Origin of the sequence: Mesorhizobium sp. M1006, from assembly GCF_040318825.1 — a bacterium.
In the GTDB taxonomy this organism is placed as follows: Bacteria; Pseudomonadota; Alphaproteobacteria; order Rhizobiales; family Rhizobiaceae; genus Mesorhizobium.
Genome location: NZ_JAMYMZ010000003.1, coordinates 136761 through 157934, shown reverse-complemented (window position 1 = coordinate 157934; position 21174 = coordinate 136761). Strand labels below are relative to the sequence as shown.

General features: G+C 62.5%; 20 protein-coding genes. 1 reads left to right on the top strand and 19 read right to left on the bottom strand.

Annotated elements, in window-relative coordinates; all coding sequences use genetic code 11:
• Positions 1-272: 272 nt before the first annotated feature.
• The 8 genes from rpsO to rimP form a co-directional block, all read right to left on the bottom strand.
• Positions 273-584, bottom strand: a complete 312-nt coding sequence (rpsO, locus tag NKH60_RS03990) for a 30S ribosomal protein S15 (protein WP_280940423.1) — start codon at positions 582-584, stop codon at positions 273-275.
• 139 nt (positions 585-723) lie between these two features.
• Positions 724-1818: a magnesium/cobalt transporter CorA gene (corA, locus tag NKH60_RS03985; RefSeq protein ID WP_352613885.1), complete on the bottom strand. Its 1095-nt coding sequence runs from the start codon at positions 1816-1818 to the stop codon at positions 724-726.
• 146 nt (positions 1819-1964) lie between these two features.
• Positions 1965-2918, bottom strand: a complete 954-nt coding sequence (truB, locus tag NKH60_RS03980; protein WP_352613884.1) for a tRNA pseudouridine(55) synthase TruB — start codon at positions 2916-2918, stop codon at positions 1965-1967.
• Entirely contained in the window at positions 2918-3343 is a 426-nt protein-coding gene (rbfA, locus tag NKH60_RS03975; RefSeq protein WP_352613883.1) for a 30S ribosome-binding factor RbfA, read from the bottom strand. Before rbfA ends, truB begins: the two co-directional genes overlap by 1 nt.
• 694 nt (positions 3344-4037) lie before the next feature.
• Positions 4038-6605, bottom strand: a complete 2568-nt coding sequence (infB, locus tag NKH60_RS03970) for a translation initiation factor IF-2 (RefSeq protein ID WP_352613882.1) — start codon at positions 6603-6605, stop codon at positions 4038-4040.
• Positions 6602-7252, bottom strand: coding sequence for an RNA-binding protein (locus NKH60_RS03965; protein ID WP_352455116.1), 651 nt, complete (start codon positions 7250-7252; stop codon positions 6602-6604). Before NKH60_RS03965 ends, infB begins: the two co-directional genes overlap by 4 nt.
• A gap of 38 nt (positions 7253-7290) precedes the next feature.
• The gene (nusA, locus tag NKH60_RS03960) at positions 7291-8886 is read right to left on the bottom strand and encodes a transcription termination factor NusA (RefSeq protein ID WP_023676901.1); all 1596 of its coding nucleotides are present in this window, start codon (positions 8884-8886) and stop codon (positions 7291-7293) included.
• A 47-nt stretch (positions 8887-8933) separates the two neighbouring features.
• Positions 8934-9566 carry a ribosome maturation factor RimP gene (rimP, locus tag NKH60_RS03955; RefSeq protein ID WP_023676900.1) on the bottom strand — a complete coding sequence of 211 codons (633 nt, stop codon included), beginning with the start codon at positions 9564-9566 and terminating at the stop codon, positions 8934-8936.
• Between the two features lie 281 nt (positions 9567-9847).
• On the opposite strand from rimP, the gene NKH60_RS03950 reads away from it, so the two are divergent.
• Positions 9848-10012 (top strand): hypothetical protein, encoded by a 165-nt coding sequence (locus NKH60_RS03950; RefSeq protein WP_352470065.1) that lies wholly within the window; start codon positions 9848-9850, stop codon positions 10010-10012.
• 60 nt (positions 10013-10072) lie between these two features.
• Here the strand turns inward: NKH60_RS03950 and trmB are convergent, their stop codons facing one another.
• From trmB to tsaB, 11 genes are all read right to left on the bottom strand, one after another.
• Positions 10073-10774, bottom strand: coding sequence for a tRNA (guanine(46)-N(7))-methyltransferase TrmB (gene trmB / locus NKH60_RS03945; RefSeq protein ID WP_352613881.1), 702 nt, complete (start codon positions 10772-10774; stop codon positions 10073-10075).
• Positions 10775-10785: 11 nt separating this feature from the next.
• Positions 10786-12075, bottom strand: coding sequence for a methionine adenosyltransferase (gene metK / locus NKH60_RS03940; protein ID WP_023676896.1), 1290 nt, complete (start codon positions 12073-12075; stop codon positions 10786-10788).
• Between the two features lie 329 nt (positions 12076-12404).
• A complete protein-coding gene (locus tag NKH60_RS03935) occupies positions 12405-12824 on the bottom strand; it encodes a helix-turn-helix domain-containing protein (RefSeq protein WP_023676895.1) in 420 nt (139 codons plus the stop codon).
• Between the two features lie 137 nt (positions 12825-12961).
• The gene (gene lnt, locus NKH60_RS03930; RefSeq protein WP_352470063.1) at positions 12962-14548 is read right to left on the bottom strand and encodes an apolipoprotein N-acyltransferase; all 1587 of its coding nucleotides are present in this window, start codon (positions 14546-14548) and stop codon (positions 12962-12964) included.
• A gap of 377 nt (positions 14549-14925) precedes the next feature.
• Positions 14926-15999, bottom strand: a complete 1074-nt coding sequence (locus NKH60_RS03925) for a hemolysin family protein (RefSeq protein WP_352613880.1) — start codon at positions 15997-15999, stop codon at positions 14926-14928.
• A gap of 28 nt (positions 16000-16027) precedes the next feature.
• Complete coding sequence (gene ybeY, locus NKH60_RS03920) at positions 16028-16525, bottom strand: rRNA maturation RNase YbeY (protein WP_352541254.1); 498 nt, start codon at positions 16523-16525, stop codon at positions 16028-16030.
• A 17-nt stretch (positions 16526-16542) separates the two neighbouring features.
• Entirely contained in the window at positions 16543-17592 is a 1050-nt protein-coding gene (locus NKH60_RS03915; protein WP_352541253.1) for a PhoH family protein, read from the bottom strand.
• A gap of 26 nt (positions 17593-17618) precedes the next feature.
• Entirely contained in the window at positions 17619-19028 is a 1410-nt protein-coding gene (miaB, locus tag NKH60_RS03910; protein WP_352613879.1) for a tRNA (N6-isopentenyl adenosine(37)-C2)-methylthiotransferase MiaB, read from the bottom strand.
• A 63-nt stretch (positions 19029-19091) separates the two neighbouring features.
• Positions 19092-19892, bottom strand: a complete 801-nt coding sequence (olsA, locus tag NKH60_RS03905; RefSeq protein ID WP_352613878.1) for a lyso-ornithine lipid O-acyltransferase — start codon at positions 19890-19892, stop codon at positions 19092-19094.
• A 21-nt stretch (positions 19893-19913) separates the two neighbouring features.
• Positions 19914-20408: a ribosomal protein S18-alanine N-acetyltransferase gene (gene rimI, locus NKH60_RS03900; RefSeq protein ID WP_352470057.1), complete on the bottom strand. Its 495-nt coding sequence runs from the start codon at positions 20406-20408 to the stop codon at positions 19914-19916.
• The gene (gene tsaB / locus NKH60_RS03895; RefSeq protein WP_352613877.1) at positions 20408-21100 is read right to left on the bottom strand and encodes a tRNA (adenosine(37)-N6)-threonylcarbamoyltransferase complex dimerization subunit type 1 TsaB; all 693 of its coding nucleotides are present in this window, start codon (positions 21098-21100) and stop codon (positions 20408-20410) included. The genes rimI and tsaB overlap by 1 nt, the downstream gene beginning before the upstream one ends.
• Positions 21101-21174 lie beyond the last annotated feature (74 nt).

Here is a 21174-nt window from a genome sequence, read left to right as displayed (position 1 = left end):
GTCCTGCAATCCTGCCCCATGACCGTCCATGGGCGGTTTCGAGTAGCCCTCTGCTGTTTCGAAACCGGGTTGGCCAATCGATCCGACTGGCCTTGCGCGTGAACCCGAAAACCAGGTTTTCGGAAAGTATCCTGCGCAAATCTAAACTTCAGAGCGTCCTTTGCGCGTCCAAACCGGTGCGCGGCGCTCTGCTTTCTTCATTGGAGCCTCGGATGATCCGATGCTCCAATGCGCGACCGGCGGGCTCTCGAAAGAACCCGCCGGTCAATTCGTCAACGGCGCAGACCGAGCTTCTCGATCAGCGTCTGATAGCGCGCGTCGTCCTTGCGCTTGAGATAATCAAGCAGGCTGCGGCGCTGGGAAACGAGAGCGAGCAGACCACGGCGGGAATGGTTATCCTTCTTGTGGTCCTTGAAATGATCGGTCAGGTTCTTGATGCGCTCGGAAAGGATGGCCACCTGGACTTCCGGAGACCCGGTATCGCCCTTGGCGGTTGCGAATTCGCCCATCAATTCCTTCTTGCGTTCGGCAGTAATCGACATCGTGTTTTTCCTTGTCTGTTTGAGGAAACGGGACGCCCTCAGCCGGGATGTCGTCCAGCAGGGGCCGGTGCAAGCAACGCGTCAAAGCGCGAGGCTGCGGCGCATATAGTGCAATTCCGACAAAAAGGCCAGCCTAATTCACAAGCCGGCTTTTGCTGCGTAAACGGGCACTTCCGCCTAGTCAGAGCCATTTCTTCCATTTGAAGTACGCAAAGAGCCCGACCGCCACAAGCGCCATGAAGGCGAGCGACAGCGGATAGCCGTAATAGGCCTTCAGCTCCGGCATGTTCCAGGGCGAGGTGTCGGGGTCGAAATTCATGCCCCATACGCCGACGAGAAAGGTAAGCGGCATGAAGATCACCGAGACGATCGTCAGATAGCTGATGACGTCGTTGGTGCGCGCCTGGCTGAGCGACAAGTGCATCTCGATCAGGCCGGTCAGCATGTCGCGCTGGGTTTCGACCAGTTCGATCAATCGCAGCGAATGATCGAGCGTGTCGTTCAGAAATATCTTGGTTTCGGCCTTCACATAAGAGACGTCGTTGCGGATCATGGTCGCCAGCGCGTCGCGCATCGGCCAAAGCACGCCCTTCAGCACATTGGCATCGCGCCGCAATTCGTGAAGCTGCCGCATCTGATGCTTGTGCGCCTGGTTCAGCATTTGGTCCTCAATGCTGTCGACCAATTCGCCGGCAGCCTCGATCGGCGGGAAATAGCTGTCGACGATGGCGTCGATCAAAGCATAGGCGAGATAGTCGGCGCCGCGCGAGCGCAAGCGGTTGGGCACCGAGCTTGCGATCCGCTTGCGCACGGGATCGAACGGGTCGCCTTCGCGCTCCTGGAAGGTGACGACGAAGTTCCTGCCGAAGAAGACGGCGATCTGTTCGTAGCGATGCGCGGTGACATCGTCGATCATCCTGACGACGACAAAGGCATGGTCCTCGAAGAAATCCACCTTCGGCCGCTGGCCGGTGTTGACGACATCTTCCAGCGCCAGCGGATGCAGGTTGAAGATCCGGCCGATCTCCTCGATCAGCTGGATGTTGGCGAGGCCTGTGCAATCGAGCCAGATAACCGGCCAATTGTGGCAATGGGTGTTGACGTCGTCGATGCTGGCATTGTCGATGGTCTTGAACTTTTCGGGCGAGATCAACGTCAGCCTGAGCTCGGAGCGGCGCGCCGCCGGGTCGGCGATCAGCGTGCCCGGCGAAGCCCCGACCGGCGGCCTCCGTGTTTTGAGCGCCGCTCGTTTGTTGACCGTGTCAGCCTTTGCCATGTGCCCCCTCGAGTGCAGCGTCGAACGGCACTACAGCGCAGCGCATCCTTTCGGACGGCAAACGACGCCGTAGGCCTGTTGATTTAGCGCATGATCCTTTCCCAAAATAGAATCCGGTTTGGAGATCATGCGCCGGGCGACAGCTGTTACCCGACAAAGACCCGCTTTGGCTTGAACATGCCTTGCTCGATGGCGCCGATGGCGACCAGCTTGCCGCGCGCGGTGGCGCAGGCCTCCTCAGCTTCAACCGGCGCGTCACGGCCGCGAATGATGACCGGATTGCCGAGGCGGATTTTGGTTGCCGCATCATCGCTGATCGCAACCTGCGGCAAGCATTCGAGCGCCGCGGCGGTGTCGACCAGAAGTGCATCGATGGTACCGAAGTCGATCGGCGCGTCTGCTGCTTGCGGCTCGCCCTGCTCGCCGAAGCGGGCGGCCTCCAACTCGGCCAAGGTGACGAAATCTTCCTGCGTGAACGGCTCGACCTCGACCCGCCGCAGCTCGGCGATGTGACCAAAGCAGCCAAGGTCGCGCCCCATGTCGCGCGCCAGCGAGCGGACATAGGTGCCCTTGCCGCATTCGACCTCGAAGATGGTGCGATCGGCCATGTGCTCGACCAGATCGAGCCGGCCGATCTCGACCTCGCGTGCCGGAATGTCGATCGTCTCGCCATCGCGGGCAAGGTCGTAGGCGCGCTCGCCGGCGATCTTGATCGCCGAAAATTGCGGCGGCGTCTGCATGATGACGCCGGTATATTTCGAAAGCAGCGCCCGTACGTCGGCTTCCGCCGGACGGCGGTCCGAGCTTTTGGTCGCCGGGCCTTCGAGGTCGTCGGTCGAACGCTCCTCGCCCCAGGCAACCGTGAAGCGGTAGACCTTGGCGCCGTCCTGGACGTATGGCACGGTCTTGGTCGCTTCGCCGAGCGCGATCGGCAGCATGCCGGACGCCAGCGGGTCGAGCGTGCCGGCATGGCCGGCCTTTTCCGCCTGGAACAGCCATTTGATCTTGGAGACGGCTTCAGTCGAGCCCATGCCGACCGGCTTGTCCAGTACCAGCCAGCCCGAGATCGGGCGGCCCTTCTTCTTACCGCGACGCGCCACTATTCGCTGTCCTTCCGGTCGTCTTTGTCTTTGTCGTCGGCGCTGAGATCGCGCGCCACTTCGGGCGAGTGCAGCAATTCGTTGATCTTCTGGAAATTGTCGTAGCTGGTGTCGAGCCGGAAGCGGAATTCCGGCATGTACTTCATCTGCCGCAGCGCGCCGGAGACGCGGCCGCGCACGAACTTCGCATGCTTGTTGAGCGCCTCGATCACCGCCCCGGCATCCTTGGCGCCGAGCGGCGAAACGAAGGCGGTGGCGATCTTGAGATCGGGCGACATGCGCACTTCCGAGACCGAAACCACCGTGTTCTCGATCAGCGGATCGAGGATCTCGCCGCGCTGCAAGGTCTCGGACAGCGCATGGCGCACCTGCTCGCCGACGCGCAGCATGCGCTGGGATGGGCCAGCCGTTGATGGTCTAGGCATGAAAATTCTTCCTTCGCGCGGGTTCGAACCGCCTCAAGCCGCCCACTTAGCGCTGTTGAACTGGCTTGGCTACCCTTGGGAACCTGCGTTAATTGGTCCTCATTCTATGACCGAGCGTCAGCTACCCAGATTTTTATTTTCGCAAGCGCATCGGCGGTAACGACATCTCTCGGGACAAAAACGAAACGGGTGCCGTCGTCAATAACGAAGAATAAATAATCGTGGCTGAGATGCATCCGTTCTATCTTTCGATTCTTTATCGAGCTCTCGTCCAAAAACTGGATAATATACCCGTCGAAAATCTTAACTGATTCAGCGATATTGCCAAGCTTCTTATTACCTGCCTTCCTTTTTAAAGGAACCAAAAAACTACGAGCTATTATTATATATATTGTCCCCATAGCAATTGGGGGCCAGAGCGTAAATTGTCTCACTGGAAACCACGCCCTTTGCAAGGTACTCCAGCAGAGCGACGGCCAACGCAGATGTCCAGATAATCAAAAGAATTGCGGCTATCAAAATCAGCCAAGCAAGCCCTGTAAGAATCCAACGCCTGGATCGACCATACCTCAGATCGGAAAACGAACGCGCAGCACGTTTAAGCTGCGTATCATTTGTCTGGAAGGTATACTCCCATAGAGGGAACATACCTTCCAAATTTGGAACGTCCTGGCCCATATCGGTGCCAAGCGCTTTATAGTGTCCTGGTCACCATCTCGACGCGGAAGCACTCGATGACGTCACCGACGCGCATGTCCTCGTAGTTCTGGAAGGCCATGCCGCATTCCTGGCCGCCCGGAACTTCCGAAACCTCGTCCTTGAAGCGCTTCAGGGTCTTCAGCGTGCCTTCGTGGATGACGACGTTGTCGCGGATCAGGCGCACGCCCGCACCACGCTCGACCTTGCCTTCGGTGACACGGCAGCCGGCGATCTTGCCGACCTTGGTGATGTCGAAGATCTCGAGGATCTCGGCATTGCCGATGAAGGTCTCGCGACGCTCCGGCGAGAGCAGGCCGGAGAGCGCCGCTTTCACATCATCGACCAGATTGTAGATGATCGAATAGTAGCGGATCTCGATGCCTGCCGCAGCCGCGGCTGCGCGGGCCTGCGCATTGGCGCGAACGTTGAAGCCGATGATCGCAGCCCCCGAAGTTTCCGCCAGCGACACGTCGCTTTCGGTAATGCCGCCAGCCCCCGCATGGACGATGCGGGCGCGCACCTCGTCGGTGCCGAGATTGTCGAGCGCGGCGTTGATCGCCTCGATCGAGCCCTGCACGTCGCCCTTGATGACCAGCGGGAATTCCTTCAATCCGCTGGTCTGCAACTGCGACATCATCTGTTCAAGCGAGCCGCGCTGGCCGGCATGCCTGGCCACCGCCTTCTCACGCGCCAGACGCTGGCGATATTCGGTGATCTCGCGGGCGCGGGCTTCGTTGTTGACCACGGCGAAGCGGTCGCCGGCCTGCGGCGTGCCTTGCAGGCCGAGCACCTCCACCGGCATTGCCGGCGGCGCTTCCTTGACCTGCTCGCCGCGATCATTGACGAGCGCGCGTACCCGGCCCCATTCGTTGCCGGCGACGAGAATGTCGCCCGGCATCAACGTGCCGGTCTGCACCAGCACGGTAGCGACTGGGCCGCGGCCCTTGTCGAGCTGGGCTTCGATGACCACGCCTTCGGCGGTGCGGTCCGGATTGGCCTTCAGGTCGAGGATTTCGGCCTGCAGCAGGATCGCTTCGAGCAACTTGTCGAGATTGATGCCCTTGGTCGCCGACACCTCGACATCCAGCACCTCGCCGCCCATGGATTCGACGAACACCTCGTGGCGCAGCAGTTCCGAACGCACCTTCTGCGGGTCGGCGTCATGCTTGTCGATCTTGTTGATCGCCACAATGATCGGAACGCCGGCCGCCTTGGCGTGATTGATCGATTCGATCGTCTGCGGCATGACGCTGTCGTCGGCTGCCACCACGAGGATGGCGATATCGGTCGCCTGGGCACCGCGGGCACGCATCGCCGTGAAGGCGGCGTGGCCGGGCGTGTCGATGAAGGTAACCTTGTGACCGTTCTTCTCGACCTGATAGGCGCCGATATGCTGGGTAATGCCGCCGGCCTCGCCGGAGACGACGTTGGCATTGCGGATGGCATCGAGCAACGAGGTCTTGCCGTGATCGACATGGCCCATGATCGTTACCACCGGCGGACGCGGCCGCAGGTCCTCGGGACGATCGGCGATGTTGAACAAGCCCTCTTCGATGTCGGACTCGGCGACGCGGCGGACCGTGTGGCCAAATTCGGTGGCGACGAGTTCGGCCGTGTCGGCGTCGATGACGTCACCAGGCTTCAGGATCTGGCCCTGCTTCATGAAGAACTTGACCACGTCGACAGCGCGCTCGGACATGCGCTGCGCCAGCTCCTGGATGGTGATGGTTTCGGGCAGGATCACTTCACGCATGACTTTCTCGCGTGGCTCGTTATGCAACGCGCGCTTGAATTTCTCCTGACGGCGGCGCATCGACGAGAGCGAGCGGGCGCGCGCATCCTCGTCGGAAAGCGCCGAATTCAGCGTCAGCTTGCCGCGGCGGCGGTCTTCCTCGCCCTTGGTCGGTTTGGCCGGACGCGCCACTTCCGGCGTGACCAGACGGCGCACTGGTGCGCCGGCACCGGTCCGCTTCGGTTTGACCTCTTCCTCGTCATCGACTGTTGCCAGTTCGGCGGCGAGCGGCGCACGGCGGCGCGCCTCTTCCTCGGCACGGCGGCGGGATTCGGCCTCGGCTTGCAGCCGTGCCTCTTCCTCGGCCTGACGGCGAGCCGATTCCTCGCGCTCGCGGCGGCGGCGCTCTTCGTCCTCGCTGCGGCGCTTGGCTTCCTCGATGGCGCGCTGGCGATCCTCGACATCGCGGACCTTCGAGCCCTCGAGAGCCCGGCGGCGCGCTTCCATTTCCTGGCGCGACAACTCGTTCAGCACCATGCCGCCGCGTTCGACCGGCGGCGGAGGGGGAGGCGCCTTGGGAGCTTCCTGCACGGCAGGCGCTGCCGCGACCGGCTTCGGCGTGAAGACGGAAACAGGCGCTGCCGCCGGCTCCGGCTTGTCGCCGGGCAGCGAGAACTTGCGCTTCTTGGTCTCGACGACCACCGACTTGGTGCGGCCGTGCGAGAAGTTCTGGCGCACCGTGCCCTGTTCCATACCGGGGCGCTTCAGCGTCAAGGTCTTCTTCGGCGTAACACTCAGCGTCTTGTCGTCGCCCGATTTCGTATCGCTCATTCCATATCCTCTGCGGCATCATCTTCGTCAGCAACGGCCGCAAGCATTGCCAGATCGTCCGGGGAACCGCCCCGATATCGGTCGAGCGCAACCATGCGCTTCTGGACCGCCCTGCCCGCGTCTCCCGCGAGAACGGCAGCATGTATCACATTTGTACCCCCCAATGCCAAGCTCAACTCGGCCTCGGAGAAAAGTTTGTAAGCGCGGATCGCAGGCCCGCCAAGGTGGACGGTTGCCCGTCGCGCCTGGCTTATCTTGCGGACGCCATCGTCGGAAGCCTCGGTCGCGTGGAGCACGAAAAGTGCAAGTCCGCCGCGCACGGCGCTCTCGACCTTGGTCGCTCCGAGCGCTATGGCGCCCGCCTTGCGGGCCAGGCCAAGCATGCCCAGAGCGGACCTGGAAAGCAGCGCGTCGACCATGCCGCCAAGATCGGCCGGCACGCTCACCTGCGCCTTAAAAGCACGGGCAAACAGGTTTTTGGCCGCTGCCTTTTCTATATGTAGGCGGTCGGCCGTCACCCAGCAACCGCGGCCGGGCAGGTTTCTCTTGATGTCCGGAACGACGGCCGAATCCGGGCCGACGACGAAACGGATCAGTTCATCCGGTTCGGCTTGCCTGCGGGTGACGATGCAGGTGCGATCGTTCATCTCGTCCAAGGGCGGGTTCGGTGCGATGCGGTTTCACCTCACGCACCGACGGTTTCGTCAGCCGGCACGCCCTCGGCGGCAAGCTCGTCTTCGGTGATCCAGCCAGCCTTCAGGCGAGCCGCCAGGACCATCTGCTCGGCATCGGCGCGTGATACGCCGTGGTTGGCGAGCACACCCGGGAATACCTTCGTCTCGCCGTCCTTGCGTTCCTTCCAACCGGTCAGGTCGTCGGCGGCGTAGCCGGCGAAATCCTCGATCGTCTTCACGCCGTCCTCGCCGAGCGTCACCATCATGGCGGTGGTGATGCCGGGAATCTCGCGCAGCTCGTCCTTGACGCCGAGCGCCTTGCGCTTCTCGTCATGCTCGGCTTCGATCTTCTCCAGATATTCGCGGGCGCGGGTCTGGATTTCCGAAGCCGTGTCCTCGTCGAAGCCGTCGATCGACGCGATTTCGCCGGAGTCGACATACGCGACCTCTTCGACGCTGGTGAAGCCTTCGGAAGCGAGCACCTGGCCGACCATCTCGTCGACGTCGAGGGCTTCCATGAACAGCGACGACCGTTCGACGAATTCCTTCTGGCGGCGTTCGCTCTCTTCCTGCTCGGTCAGGATGTCGATATCCCAGCCGGTGAGCTGCGAGGCAAGACGGACGTTCTGGCCGCGGCGGCCGATGGCCAGCGACAGCTGATCGTCGGGAACGACGACCTCGATGCGCTCGGCATCCTCGTCGAGCACGACCTTGGCGACTTCCGCCGGCTGCAATGCATTGACAATGAAGGACGCCGCCGAAGGCGACCAAGGAATGATGTCGATCTTCTCGCCCTGCAATTCACCGACGACCGCCTGGACGCGGCTGCCGCGCATACCGACGCAGGCACCGACCGGATCGATGGAGCTGTCGCGCGAGATGACAGCGATCTTGGCGCGCGAACCCGGATCGCGGGCGACCGACTTGATCTCGATGATGCCGTCGTAGATTTCCGGCACTTCCATGGTGAACAGCTTCGCCATGAACTGCGGATGGGTGCGCGACAGGAATATCTGCGGGCCGCGCTGTTCGCGGCGCACGTCATAGACATAGGCACGGACGCGATCGCCATACTTGTAGTTTTCGCGCGGAATCAGCTCGTCGCGGCGGATGATCGCTTCGCCGCGGCCGAGATCGACGATGACGTTGCCGTATTCGACGCGCTTGACGGTACCGTTGACGATCTCGCCGATACGGTCCTTGTATTCGTCATATTGCCGGTCGCGCTCGGCCTCGCGCACCTTCTGCACGATGACCTGCTTGGCCGACTGGGCGGCGATGCGGCCAAAATCCATCGGCGGTAGCTGTTCGGCAATGAAATCGCCGAGCTGGGCGTCCGGATTGCGCTCGCGCGCCGAGGAAATGGCAATCTGCGTCGCGTAGTCATCGACCTTCTCGACCACTTCCATCAGCCGCTGCAGCTTCATCTCGCCGGTGTTGGCATTGATGTCGGCGCGGATATTGGTTTCCTGGCCGTAGCGCGAGCGCGCGGCCTTCTGGATCGCATCGGCCATGGCGGCGATGACGATCGACTTGTCGATCGACTTTTCACGCGCGACCGCATCGGCGATCTGCAGCAGTTCAAGCCTGTTGGCGCTTACAACCATCTTCTTTCTCCCGAGCTTGTTGCCGACCTTTACGGCCGGCAGCCCAATCACATTTCCTGTTCGGTTTCGTCTTCCGCACCCTCTGGTGCGTCTTCGGGTTCGCCGCGGCGTTTCCTGGCTTCCTTGCGCGCCCGATTGTCCTTCGACAGCGCATCGCGGATAAGGTCGTCGGTCAGAATCAGCCGCGCTTCGGCAATCGCATCGTAGGGAACACGTACCGTCGGCTCCTCGCCGTAAGCGGCCTTGTCACGCTCGATCAGCACACCGTCCGCGTCGCTTTCGGCGATCTTGCCCTTGAAGCGCTTACGGTCGGCGACGAGAACCGACGTTTCCATCTTCACCAGATGGCCGGTCCAGGCTGCAAAGTCCGATTTGCGGACCAGCGGCCGGTCGATGCCCGGCGACGACACTTCGAGATGATAAGCCTTCTCGATCGGATCATCGACATCGAGCGCCGGCGATACCGCCCGGCTGACCTCTTCACAATCCTCGACCGTCATCGTGCCGTCCTCGCGCTCGGCCATGATCTGCAGCGTCAGCCCGTTCTGGCCCGACAGGTGCACACGTACCAAGCGGAAGCCAATGGCGCGCAGTACCGGCTGAACGATCAGCGCGATGCGCGCATCGATGCCGCTTTCGCGGATGATGCGGTCGTCGCCTTCGCTTGCCGTCACTGTCATTCGGTCCTGTCACTCGATTTCTGTCGGTCGGCAGGTAATAAAAAAGAGCGGGACCGGGTGGACCCACTCTTCGTCATACCGACCAAGAATTTGAAGCTGATATAGACGATCGTGGTCCTCGTTTCAAGCCCGTCCTGCATGACGGCAAGGCTCCGAGTCCGCAGCGCTGCTCCAAATGCATGGCGCCCATGCAGTGATCACCGTTTGAGCACCGGCCACGCACGACTATCTACGTTGCATTGCACAATTGGAGCGCTCACTGCGCTCGAAAGGGTCCCATCATGAACAATCGTGGATTTTTTTCAGCCATAGGCGATGTCTTTAGCGTGTTCGGCAGCGCCGTAGCCGCGTCGCGGGCTGTGGAACGCGGTCGCAAGCCGCGTGCGCATGATCTGCGCAATCTCGGCATGGAGCCGGCAGCCTTCAACAAGATCCGTCGCTTCTGAGCCAGGTGGCCGCCGAGAGCCTTCGGCCCGCTCGCCTTGTGCTCAGCTCTAATCTCCCGCTTATTTCCGCACGAAGGTGAGATAGGCGGGCCGTCGGCCTTCGCGAATGGCCTTGGCCTCATAGCGCGTCCCCGGCCAGCCATCATAGGGCCGGTGCCAGTCGGCTGGTTCGCTTGCCTGCCACGTGAAGGCGTCGTGCGCCCGGCAATGCAGGAGCGTCCAGTTCACATAGCTATCGATATCGGACGCAAAGTGGAACTTTCCGCCGTGCTTCAGGACGCGCGCGAAGCGGTTGAGATTGACCGGGCTGACGAAGCGCCGCTTCCAGTGCTTCTTCTTCGGCCACGGATCCGGATAGAGAAGGTCAATGCCGTCAAGCGAAGCCTGCGGCAGCCAGTCCAGCAGACGTGTGGCGTCGTCGTCGTAGACGCGCAGATTGGCAAGCGGCCGCTCCCGGACCGCCATCATCATCTTGGCCATGCCGTTGACGAAAGGCTCGACGCCGATAAAGCCGGTCGCCTGGCTGGCCGTAGCACGGTGCAGAAGATGTTCGCCGCCGCCAAAACCGATTTCGAGCTGGACAGCCGAAACTTCGGCTTCGAAAAGGCTCCGCAAGTCGGCCGGCGGTTCAACCGTCAGATCGAGCCTGTAGGCGGCGAAGCCGCTCTCCAGCGCCGCTGCCTGTTGTGGTCGAATGGCCTTGCCGCGCCGGCGACCGAAAAAGGCCTCGGTCGCACGGCTTGGCCGGTCCTTCGGATCCATAGGCGCCGCGGTTAGGCGGCGACTGCTTCGGCGACCGGTTCGGCGAGAGCGTCCTTGAGCGCCTTGGCGAGATCGGTCTTCTCCCAGGAGAAGGATCCGTCGCGGCCGGCCTTGCGGCCAAAATGGCCGTAGGACGACGTCTTGGCATAGATCGGCTTGTTGAGATCGAGGTGGCGGCGGATGCCGGACGGCGACAGGTCCATCACGGCGCGCAGTGCACGCTCGAGTTTTGCCTCGTCGACCTTGCCGGTGCCGTGCAGGTCGACGTAGATCGACAGCGGCTGGGCGACACCGATCGCATAGGAAAGCTGGATGGTGCAGCGATCGGCGAGCTTTGCGGCAACCACGTTCTTGGCGAGATAACGCGCCGCATAGGCCGCCGAGCGGTCGACCTTGGTGGTGTCCTTGCCAGAAAAAGCGCCGCCGCCATGAGGCGCAGCCCCGCCATAAGTGTCGACGATGATCTTGCGGCCGGTCAGGCCGGCGTCGCCATCAGGCCCGCCGATGACGAACTTGCCGGTCGGATTGATGTACCAGTTGCAATTGTCGGCAATCTTCAGGTCGCCCAGTGCTTCGCGAATATAGGGCTCGACGACGTTGCGCACCTTCTTCGAATCCCACGTCTCATCGAGATGCTGGGTCGACAGCACGATCTGCGTCACTTCCGCCGCTTTGCCGTCGACATAGCGGACGGTGACCTGGCTCTTGGCATCCGGCCCGAGCCTGCCGGCATCACCGCTGCCTTCATGGCGCGCAGCCGCCAGCAATTCGAGGATCTTGTGGCTGTAATAGATCGGCGCCGGCATCAAGTCCGGGGTTTCGCGGCAGGCATAGCCAAACATGATGCCCTGGTCGCCGGCTCCCTCCTCGCCTTGCCGGTCGGAGGCGTTGTCGACGCCTTGGCCGATATCCGGCGACTGGCCGTGCAGCAGGACCTCGATCTTGGCTGTCTTCCAGTGGAAGCCGGCCTGCTCGTAGCCGATTTCGCGGATCGCCTTGCGAGCGACCGACTTGAACTTGGCCGGGTTGACGATCGGATGGCCGGCCGCATCCTTCAGGACGTTGCCCTCCTTGTCCTTCTTGAGCAGCGTCTCGGGGACGCGCACCTCGCCGGCGATGACAACGCGATTGGTCGTCGCAAGCGTCTCGCAGGCAACGCGGACCTTCCACGGGTCCATGCCGGTCTTTCTGGCTTCGCGATAGACGAGATCGACAATCTCGTCGGAGATGCGGTCGCAGACCTTGTCGGGATGGCCCTCGGCAACGGATTCCGAGGTGAAGAAGTAATTGTGCCGCGTCACGGGTGTCCCCTCTTGAAAAAAATATCGGCAGGCCGCCGATTTTGGCGCGCCAGTTGTTAACGGTGCCGGGCGTCGCTAGTCAAGCCATGCAGCCGTTCTGGCATGAATTTTGACGTTATTATCCTTGCATCCCGAGACGGCGGCAGGGCGCACTGCGATCAGCCCTTGCGCAACAGACTGAGGAAAACGGCTTCCAGGAAGCGAGTCGAGCGAAATCGATCTGCGCTTTAGCGCATCTGCGGAATGAACATCCCTCAATGCGCGCAGCCGCGAGAAATTGCATGCCCAGCTAGGACGAGCCCTTCCTTGTTGAACTCTTCACGGGCCAGTCAATCGACTTCGTCGGTGGAAAGCGACTTCACCAACTCGATGATCTTGCGGCGCACTTTCACATCGGCGATCTTGACGAAGGCGCGATTCAGCTGGAGGCCTTCCGGGCTGCCGCAGAATTCGACGGCGGAGGTCATCGAAGCATCCTCGGCAAATCCACGGTTGCCCACGGGCTCCTGACCGGGCGCATCCTCGAAAAAGAAGGCGACGGGGACGCCGAGTATGGAGGCGATTGCCTGCAAACGGCTGGCGCCGACGCGATTGGTGCCCTTTTCGTACTTTTGGATCTGCTGGAACGTTATGCCGAGGTTTTCACCCAGTTTTTCCTGGCTCATTCCCAGCATATTGCGGCGAAGCCGGATGCGGCTTCCGACGTGGATGTCGATCGGATTCGGCTTTTTCTTGTTTTCTTCTGTCATTTTTTCCTCGCCGAATTTTTCCGGCTTTTTCTATTTTGCTGCCCAAACGACGCCGCGGCCCGTGCCCCAACAGAACGACCTTATCGACTTCGAAAATTTTCAGGCGCTTACAGTATGAGTTTCTAATGTGTCGGCTGTCAATTCGCCCGTAGCCTTTGCCTTACGTTCAAAATGCATGCCGCAACGGCAAGCAAAAACATGATCAGCATTCCGTTAATGCGTCGTTGGCCGGATGAAACGATGGCTTGGTCGGAGATCGGCACACGCACATCGATCGCGCCGCGTGCATCGATTGCCAGCGCGTCGACGATGCGACCGCGCGGGTCGACAACGGCCGAAATGCCGTTATTAGCCGCGCGCAACAGGGGCACCCCATTCTCCACCGCCCGGATCTGCGCCTGCCTGAAGTGCTGGTACGGCCCCGGCGTGTCGCCGAACCAGGCGTCATTGGTGACGTTCACAATAAGCTCGGCTGACGTTGCGTCAACTGCGACCAGATCGGGAAAGATGACCTCATAGCAAATAAACGGCAGCGCCCGGATACCGCCGGGCAGCGCGATCGGATGCCGCTCATTGCCCGCCGCGAAGGTCATTGGACCGGCAACAAGCTGCTCAAGCCCGAAGCGGCCGAGCAGATCGGCAAAAGGCAGGTATTCGCCGAAGGGTACCAGGTGGACCTTGTCGACGGCATCGACGATTTCGCCTTTTTCGTCGATCGCCACCACAGAGTTGTAGTAACGGCTGCCGGCCGCCGAGCCGCCTTCTTCGCGAACGACGCCGGCGACCAGCATCTGGCCATCGCCGAGCATCTCTCCGATCGCAGGCAGGGCATCCGGACGTTCGGTGAACAGAAACGGCACGGAGGTCTCCGGCCACAGGATCAATTGCGGCCTGTCATGGCCGGGTTCCGGCGCCTTGGCCGAAAGCCCCATCATGGTGGCGAAGATGCGGTCACGCACCGAGGTATCCCATTTTTCCGTAAGGTCGACGGCAGGCTGCACGATACGGACGTCAAGGCTGCGGGCGGCCGGCTTTTCGGGGGCGGCGAGCCGGATATAGCCGAAGCCGGCATGGGCGGCGACGAGCACGACAAGCAATGCCGCGCCGAGGCGGAGATGCCGGCGCGCCGCAAGCAGCGCCGGCAGCGCAAAGACGAAGACCGCAAGCGCGTCCATGCCGACCATGCCGGTCACCGAGACGCTCTGCATCAGCAAAGGTACCGGCATCGCCGCATAGCCGACGGCATTCCACGGAAAGCCGGTGAACAGGAAGCCGCGCAGCCATTCCGCCAGCGCAAAGCCGAAGGCGAGCGCGGCGATGCGTCCGATGTCGTTGCTCCACAACAGCCGGGCGACCACGGCGGCGAAACCATAGAAGAAGGCGAGCGCGAGGGGGATGCCGACCACCGCGAACGGCAAGGCCCAGGCAAAGCTGTCGGCCTCGACCAGAAGCGCCGAGCCGACCCACCAGAGACCGGCAAGAAAGTAGCCGAAACCGAACCACCAGCCGATGGCGAAAGCCGGACGCAAGCGCCGCAGAAAACCGTCCGAGGCTTCGCCGGTCGCGCCGTCGAGGAGCCACACCAGCAGGGGAAACGAAACGAAACAGACGGCGAAGAAATCGTAAGGCGCCTGGGCAAGAACCGCCAGCGCGCCGGCAAGAAACGCCACCAACGCGCGCCGCCAGCCCCAAAGCAGAATTATCCGGCCGGCCTGGCGCTCCATCTATGCTTCCGAGTCGTGCGAATCAGGAAGCAAGATTTATCAGGCCGCGGCCTTGGCTCCAAATGGCGCCCAGCTGGGGCTGCCGAGCATTAACTTCGGCCTCGACCTTGGCAGACCTTGCCCAGCGATGCGATGATGCTGGTCGTCACGGGAGCACAATTCACTTGAAGCGACATTCGCTGCTCAATAGCGTTCTGGCCATGCTCATGGTTTCCGTCCCAAGTGCAGTCCTGCTGTTCGCGCTGGCTCGGCCTTGGAAAGGAACCCTTTCGGTGTCGGATCTTTGGACCGCATTCGCTGCAAGCCATGGTCCAGGGTTGGCTCTAACGGCCAGCTAAGACGCTAAACGGTTTCCACCGCTTGCCGAAACGCAGCGTCTAAGCCTGCTCGGTGCGGACGGCGCGGCGGCGGCGCTCGCCCTTCAGGGTCTCGACGATGCGCACGCGCTTGACGCGGCGCGGATCGGCGTCGAGCACATGGAACTCGAAGCCGGGTATGGCCTGCACCACTTCGCCGCGCGCCGGCACCCGGCCAAGCGTGTTGAAGATCATGCCGCCGATCGTGTCGACATATTCGCCGTGCTCGCCGGCGGCGAAATCCTCGCCGATCATCTTGGCGACGTCGTCGATCTCGGCCTTGCCGTCGACGATGAAGACGCCTTCGCCGGCCTGGGTAATCATCGGCTCGTCCTCGTCATGCTCGTCCTCGATGTCGCCGACCACCATCTCGACGATATCCTCGAGCGAGACGAGACCGTCAGTGCCGCCATATTCGTCGATGACCAGCGCCATCTGGGTGCGCGTCGTCTGCATTCGCCCCATCAGGTCGGAGGCGAGCATCGACGGCGGCACGAACAGCACCGGTCGGATCAGGCTGAGATCGCCGATGGTGCGCGCCAGATCGACCTGGGCGAGATCGAGAACCGTCGCGACCGGAGTTTTCCTGGTCGTCCTGCCCTTTCTGACGCGGGCGACCTTGGTGATATGCGCCAGCACGTCGCGGATATGGACCATGCCGCGCGGATCGTCGAGCGTCTCCGAATAGACCGGCATGCGGGAATGGCCGGACTGCTCGAACAACCCCAGAAGGTCGCCGAGCTTCGTGGTGATCTCGACCGCCTCGATGTCGGCGCGCGGCACCATGACGTCCTCGACCCGCACTTCGCGCAGGCGCAGGATGTTGTTGAGCATGGCGCGTTCGCCGGGCGAGAAGGATTCTGCATCGCTCGCCGTTTCGGCAAGCGCACCGGCAATCTCCTCGCGCAGGCTGGTGCCGTTGCGGTGCCTGAAAAGCCCGAGCACGCGATCGAACAGGGAAGGACCGGCAGGCGATGCCTCGCTGGCGAAGCTGCCGGTCGTGGTACTCGGACTCGAGCCCTCTTCCGTCGTTTCGGAAGGCTTGATCACACTGCCGGCGTCGGAGCGGGCGGCAGTCTCTGGTTTGTCGTTCATCATCGTCCGGTCAATTGGTCTTTTGTAATTACGTGTAGGGATCGGGAATGGCAAGCCTCGCAAGTGCTGCGCGCTCTGTCGCTTCCATCAGTTCCGCTTCGGCATCCGTTTCGTGATCATAGCCCAGCAAATGCAGCAGGCCATGGATGACGAGATGGGAGATATGGTCCTCGATGGGCTTGTCTTCCAGTGCCGCCTCGCGCGCGACAGTCTCGGCGGCCAGCACGATGTCGCCGAGCATCGGCGGCAGAGGCCCTCCCCTGGCAAACGGAAAAGCTGGAAAAGACAGGACGTTGGTCGGCTTGTCCTTGCCGCGCCAGCCGGCATTGAGCGTGCGGATACGGGCATCGTCGGAAAAGACGATGCTGAGCTCGGAACGGCCGTCGGCACCGGTTTCGGCAAAGGCGGCCGAGACGGCGTGGTCGACCAGCCGCATCAGCACCGCCTCGTCGGGCCAGTCGCCCGCCTCGATCGCGATATCGATTTCGACGGGAAGCGGTCCCCCCGCCTTTTGCTCCTCAGCCATGCGGCCGCATAATCGTATCAGCTTTCGACACCCAAACCCCTGGCCAGCTTGCCGTCACGGTCGTAGGCCTTGACGATCTCGGCGACCAGCGGATGCCTGACGACGTCGCCTTCATTGAAGCGTACGGTCACCATGCCGGTGACGCCGTCGAGGATTCTCAGCGCCTCGACCAGGCCGGATTTGGTGTTTGGCGGCAGATCGATCTGGGTCGGATCGCCGGTGACGATCATGCGCGAGTTCTCGCCGAGCCGGGTCAGGAACATCTTCATCTGCATCGGCGTGGTGTTCTGCGCCTCGTCGAGGATGACGGCAGCGTGCGCCAGCGTACGGCCGCGCATGAATGCCAGCGGCGCGATCTCGATGACCTCAGCAGCAATCGCCCGCTCGACCTTGTCGGCCGGCATCATGTCGTAGAGCGCGTCATAGAGCGGCCGCAGATAGGGATCGACCTTCTCCTTCATGTCACCCGGCAGAAAGCCAAGCCGTTCACCGGCCTCGACCGCGGGGCGCGACAGCACGATCCGTTCGACCATGCCACGTTCGAGCAGCATTGCCGCATGCGCCACCGCCAGATAGGTCTTTCCGGTGCCGGCCGGGCCGATGCCGAAGACGAGTTCCGACCGCTCCAGCGCGCGCATATAGGCGTCCTGGTTGAGCGAGCGGGCATAGATGGTCTTCTTGCGCGTCGATATCTGGGCGGCGGACACCTTGCCCTTGCGCTCCAGCGTCGGCAGCGTCAGCTGGTCGTCGGTGGCGATCGCCATGCGCACGGCGCCGTCGACATCGGACTGGCCGATATCGGTGCCTTTCTGCAGAATGCCGTAAAGATTGTCCAAGGCGCGGCGCGCCTGCTCGGCGGCCGAGGAAGAGCCCTTGATGGTCAATTGGTTGCCACGCGAGCGGATATCGACGCCGAGCTTCTGCTCGAGCCTGGCCAGATTCTCGTCGAACTGGCCGTAAAGGGCGCTGGCAAGCTTGTTATTGTCGAAAGTCAGTACGATGTGCGCGATATCCGAGGCCCCGGAGGGTAGATTCTGGGGCAGGTTCTTGACTTCAGCAGCGCTCAACCGTCTCTCCTCATCTGCCGAGGCCTTCAGGCCAATTCGGCGAACAGGCTGTTGTAGCCCGTCTTCGTGATTCGTACCTGGATAATGTCACCGATTTCGCCGGCGTTTTCATCAACAATAACCGGCTGCAGCCACGGCGAGCGGCCAACCTTCTGGCCGGCCTGGCGGCCAGGCTTTTCGATCAGCGTGTCGATAGTCCTGCCGACCAGGCTTGCGCCGAAATGCTGCTGCTGTTTCAGAAGCAGCGCCTGCAGCCGCTGCAGGCGCTCGTCCTTGACGGCCTCCGGCACGTGATCGCCCATCTCCGCGCCCGGCGTGCCGGGGCGCGGAGAATATTTGAACGAGAAGGCCGAGGCATAGTTGACGTCTTCGACCAACTGCATCGTCGCCTCGAAATCCGCTCCCGTCTCACCGGGAAAGCCGACAATAAAATCGCCGGACAGTGCGATGTCGTTCCGTGCGGCACGGATGCGGTCGATCAACGTCAGATAGTCCTTGGCCATATGCCTGCGGTTCATCGCCTTGAGTATGCGGTCGGAGCCGGATTGCACCGGTAAATGTAGATAGGGCATCAGCGTAGGCAAATCACGATGGGCGGCGATCAATTCATCGTCCATGTCGCGCGGATGGCTGGTCGTGTAGCGCAGCCGCGCCAGACCTGGAATCTCTGCCAGCCTGAACAGCAGCCGGCCAAGGCCCCATTCCTCGCCGTCTTCACCTCTTCCGTGCCAGGCGTTGACATTCTGGCCGAGCAGCGTCACCTCGCGCACGCCGGCATCCGCCAGGCGCTCGGCTTCGGCGACGATCTGTGCCACCGGCCGCGAGACTTCCGAGCCGCGCGTATAGGGCACGACACAGAAGGTGCAGAACTTGTCGCAGCCTTCCTGAACGGTCAAGAACGCCGTCACGCCGCGCCTGATCAGTTCGGCGCGCTTCGGCTGCGGCAGATGCTCGAACTTGTCTTCGACGGCATAATCGGTCTCGACGATCTTTTCGCCGCTCCGCGCCCTCGCCAGCACCCCGGGCAGCCGGTGGTAGGTCTGCGGACCGATGACCAGATCGACAGCCGGCGAGCGGCGGATGATCTCGGCACCCTCGGCCTGCGCCACGCAGCCGGCGACGCCGACCAGCATTTCGCGCCCGGCCTTGGCACGTTCCGCCTTCAGCTCACGGATGCGCCCAAGTTCGGAATAGACCTTTTCCGCCGCTTTCTCGCGAATGTGACAGGTGTTGAGCAGCACCAGATCGGCCTCGCCGATGGCGTCTGTCGCGGCATAGCCGTCGGCCGCCAGAGCATCGGTCATGCGCTGCGAATCGTAGACGTTCATCTGGCAGCCATAGGTCTTGACGAAGACCTTTCTGGTCGCGGCAGGCGGAACGACCAGGTTTTCGGCGGCAGCGCCGATGTCGTCACGTTCTATCGTGTTCAATTCCATTTCGCGGCTTCTAGCGCCTTTCCCCGACAAAAAACAGACGAATCTGGCCGGAACCTGCTCAGCCTACCGGCTCGGACGCGGTTCGGCGAGCGCCGCTTGTACCATCTCGCGAACCTGGCGTTCCATCTGCTTTGCCGTCTCCTTGCGGCTCGAGCCCCTGGAGAAAGCAATCGCCTCGCCAAAATGCACCTCGACGTCGAGGGCGCCCTCGGCCATCAGCACCTTGAGGTGCGGCATCAGCTCCTCATCGCCGATCCAGGCGGCAACCGGCCGATGCCGGCGGCCGAGCGGCACGCCATGCAGGCGCGTATAGACGATCGCCACCGGTTGGATGAAGACCTGTTCGGTCGCCCCTTCCGCAATCGCCATTGTAGCGGCGCCGAACAGCGTGCTCTTGAACGGCAGGATCATGTTCCCGTCGCCGGTCGAGCCTTCGGCGAACAGCACCATGGCGTCGCCCTTGGCCATCCGGCCGGCGATCTCGCTCGCCTGGTCGCCCGACGAGCGTTTGCGCTCACGTTCAATGAAGACGGTGCGTTGCAGCTTCGACAGCATGCCGATCAGCGGCCAGCCTGCCATATCGGCCCTGGCGATGAACGTCACGTCGACCATCGACCCCAGCACCATGATGTCGGTCCAGGAGATGTGGTTGGCAGCAATCAGCAATGGGCGCTGGCCGGACAGCGCTCCCTTGACATGGATGCGCAGCCCCAGCGCCCTGACGATCATTCTGTGCCAGATCTTCAGGATGAAGGTCTCGCGCCAGAGTCCGGTCCTCATCGACAGTATCTGCAAAGGCACAAGCACCAATGAGCCGACGACAACCAGCCCCAGGGCCAGGAAAATCCTGATTTTTCCGATCATCCGCACCACCCCGGCGTTTGGCTAGCGAAGATCGCGGCGCATGACAAGCGCGCCGGTCGGGCCGTGCTCCGGCGACTTGTAATAGTTGGCGCGCTTGCCGACCTCGCGGAAGCCGAACCGCCGGTAGAGCGCGATCGCGGCGACATTGGTCTCGTCGACCTCGAGGAAAAGTGCCTCGGCGCGCTGTGCGTGCAGTTCACGCAGCACCGCATCCATCAATTGCCAGCCGAGCCCCCGGCGCCGATGCGAGCGTGCCACCGCGACCGTCAGGATCTCCCCCTCGCCGGCCGCCAGCCGAGCCAGCACGAAGCCGACCGGCGGCTTGGCACCCTGTCCGGTCTCGCGCGCGGCATAGCCGAACACCGTGTCCTGCTCGAGCAGCGCGGCGAATTCGTCGTCGGTCCACGGCCGCGCGAAATCCTCGCGATGCAGCACCGACATGGCCGCGCTGTCGGCAACCGTCAGCGGCTCGATCGCATAGTCCCTGCGACGCGGCTGGAGGAATGGAATGCGCATCAGTTTTTTTGCCTAGATAGAATAAAGCCGGCCTGCGGCTTGGCGTCGGCGCCGCGCAGATAGAGCGGTTTCGGCTTTTCGCCCTCGCCCTTTTTACCGGCACGTTGGGCGGCGGCCAGCCGGGCATAGACGGCGATGTCGGCGGTGGCCGCCGTCCCGCCGAGATCGAAGCTGCGCCCGGCCGCCGCGGCAATTTGGGTTGCCGCCGTGCCGGCGAGAACCGCAGATCTGTCGACCGCGATGGCGGCTGCTTGCGAGAGCGTGGTCACGGCCGGACCAAAGATCAGAACCGACCTCTCATCGTAAAGTGCCGCATGGATCTCCTCGCGACCTGCATCGAGCGCGGCGAGCACGGTGCGACCGGGAAATGCCGCTCTCGCTTGCGCCGCCAGGGCCTCCAGAGTCGTCACGCCGATCGCCGGGATTTTCAGCGCCAGCGCAAGGCCGCGCGCCGCCGAGACGCCGACGCGCAGACCGGTGAAGGAGCCCGGACCCGTCGAAACGGCAATGGCGCCGAGGCCGGAATAGTCGGTTCTGCTGGTCCCCAACGCCTTTTCGATGACACCCATCAGATGCTCGGCATGACCCTTACCGAGATCGAGCACCGAACGGCCGAGTTCTTTCCCGGCCGCCGCGTCGTAGACGCAGGCGGCGCAGAGATTGGCGGCACAGTCGATGGCAAGCAATTTCATGAAGCGGCCGGTTGAGACAGTTTCGAAAACAGCTTCCCTCTGCCCGCCAGGGCTGATCCCCGCAAGGGAATAAT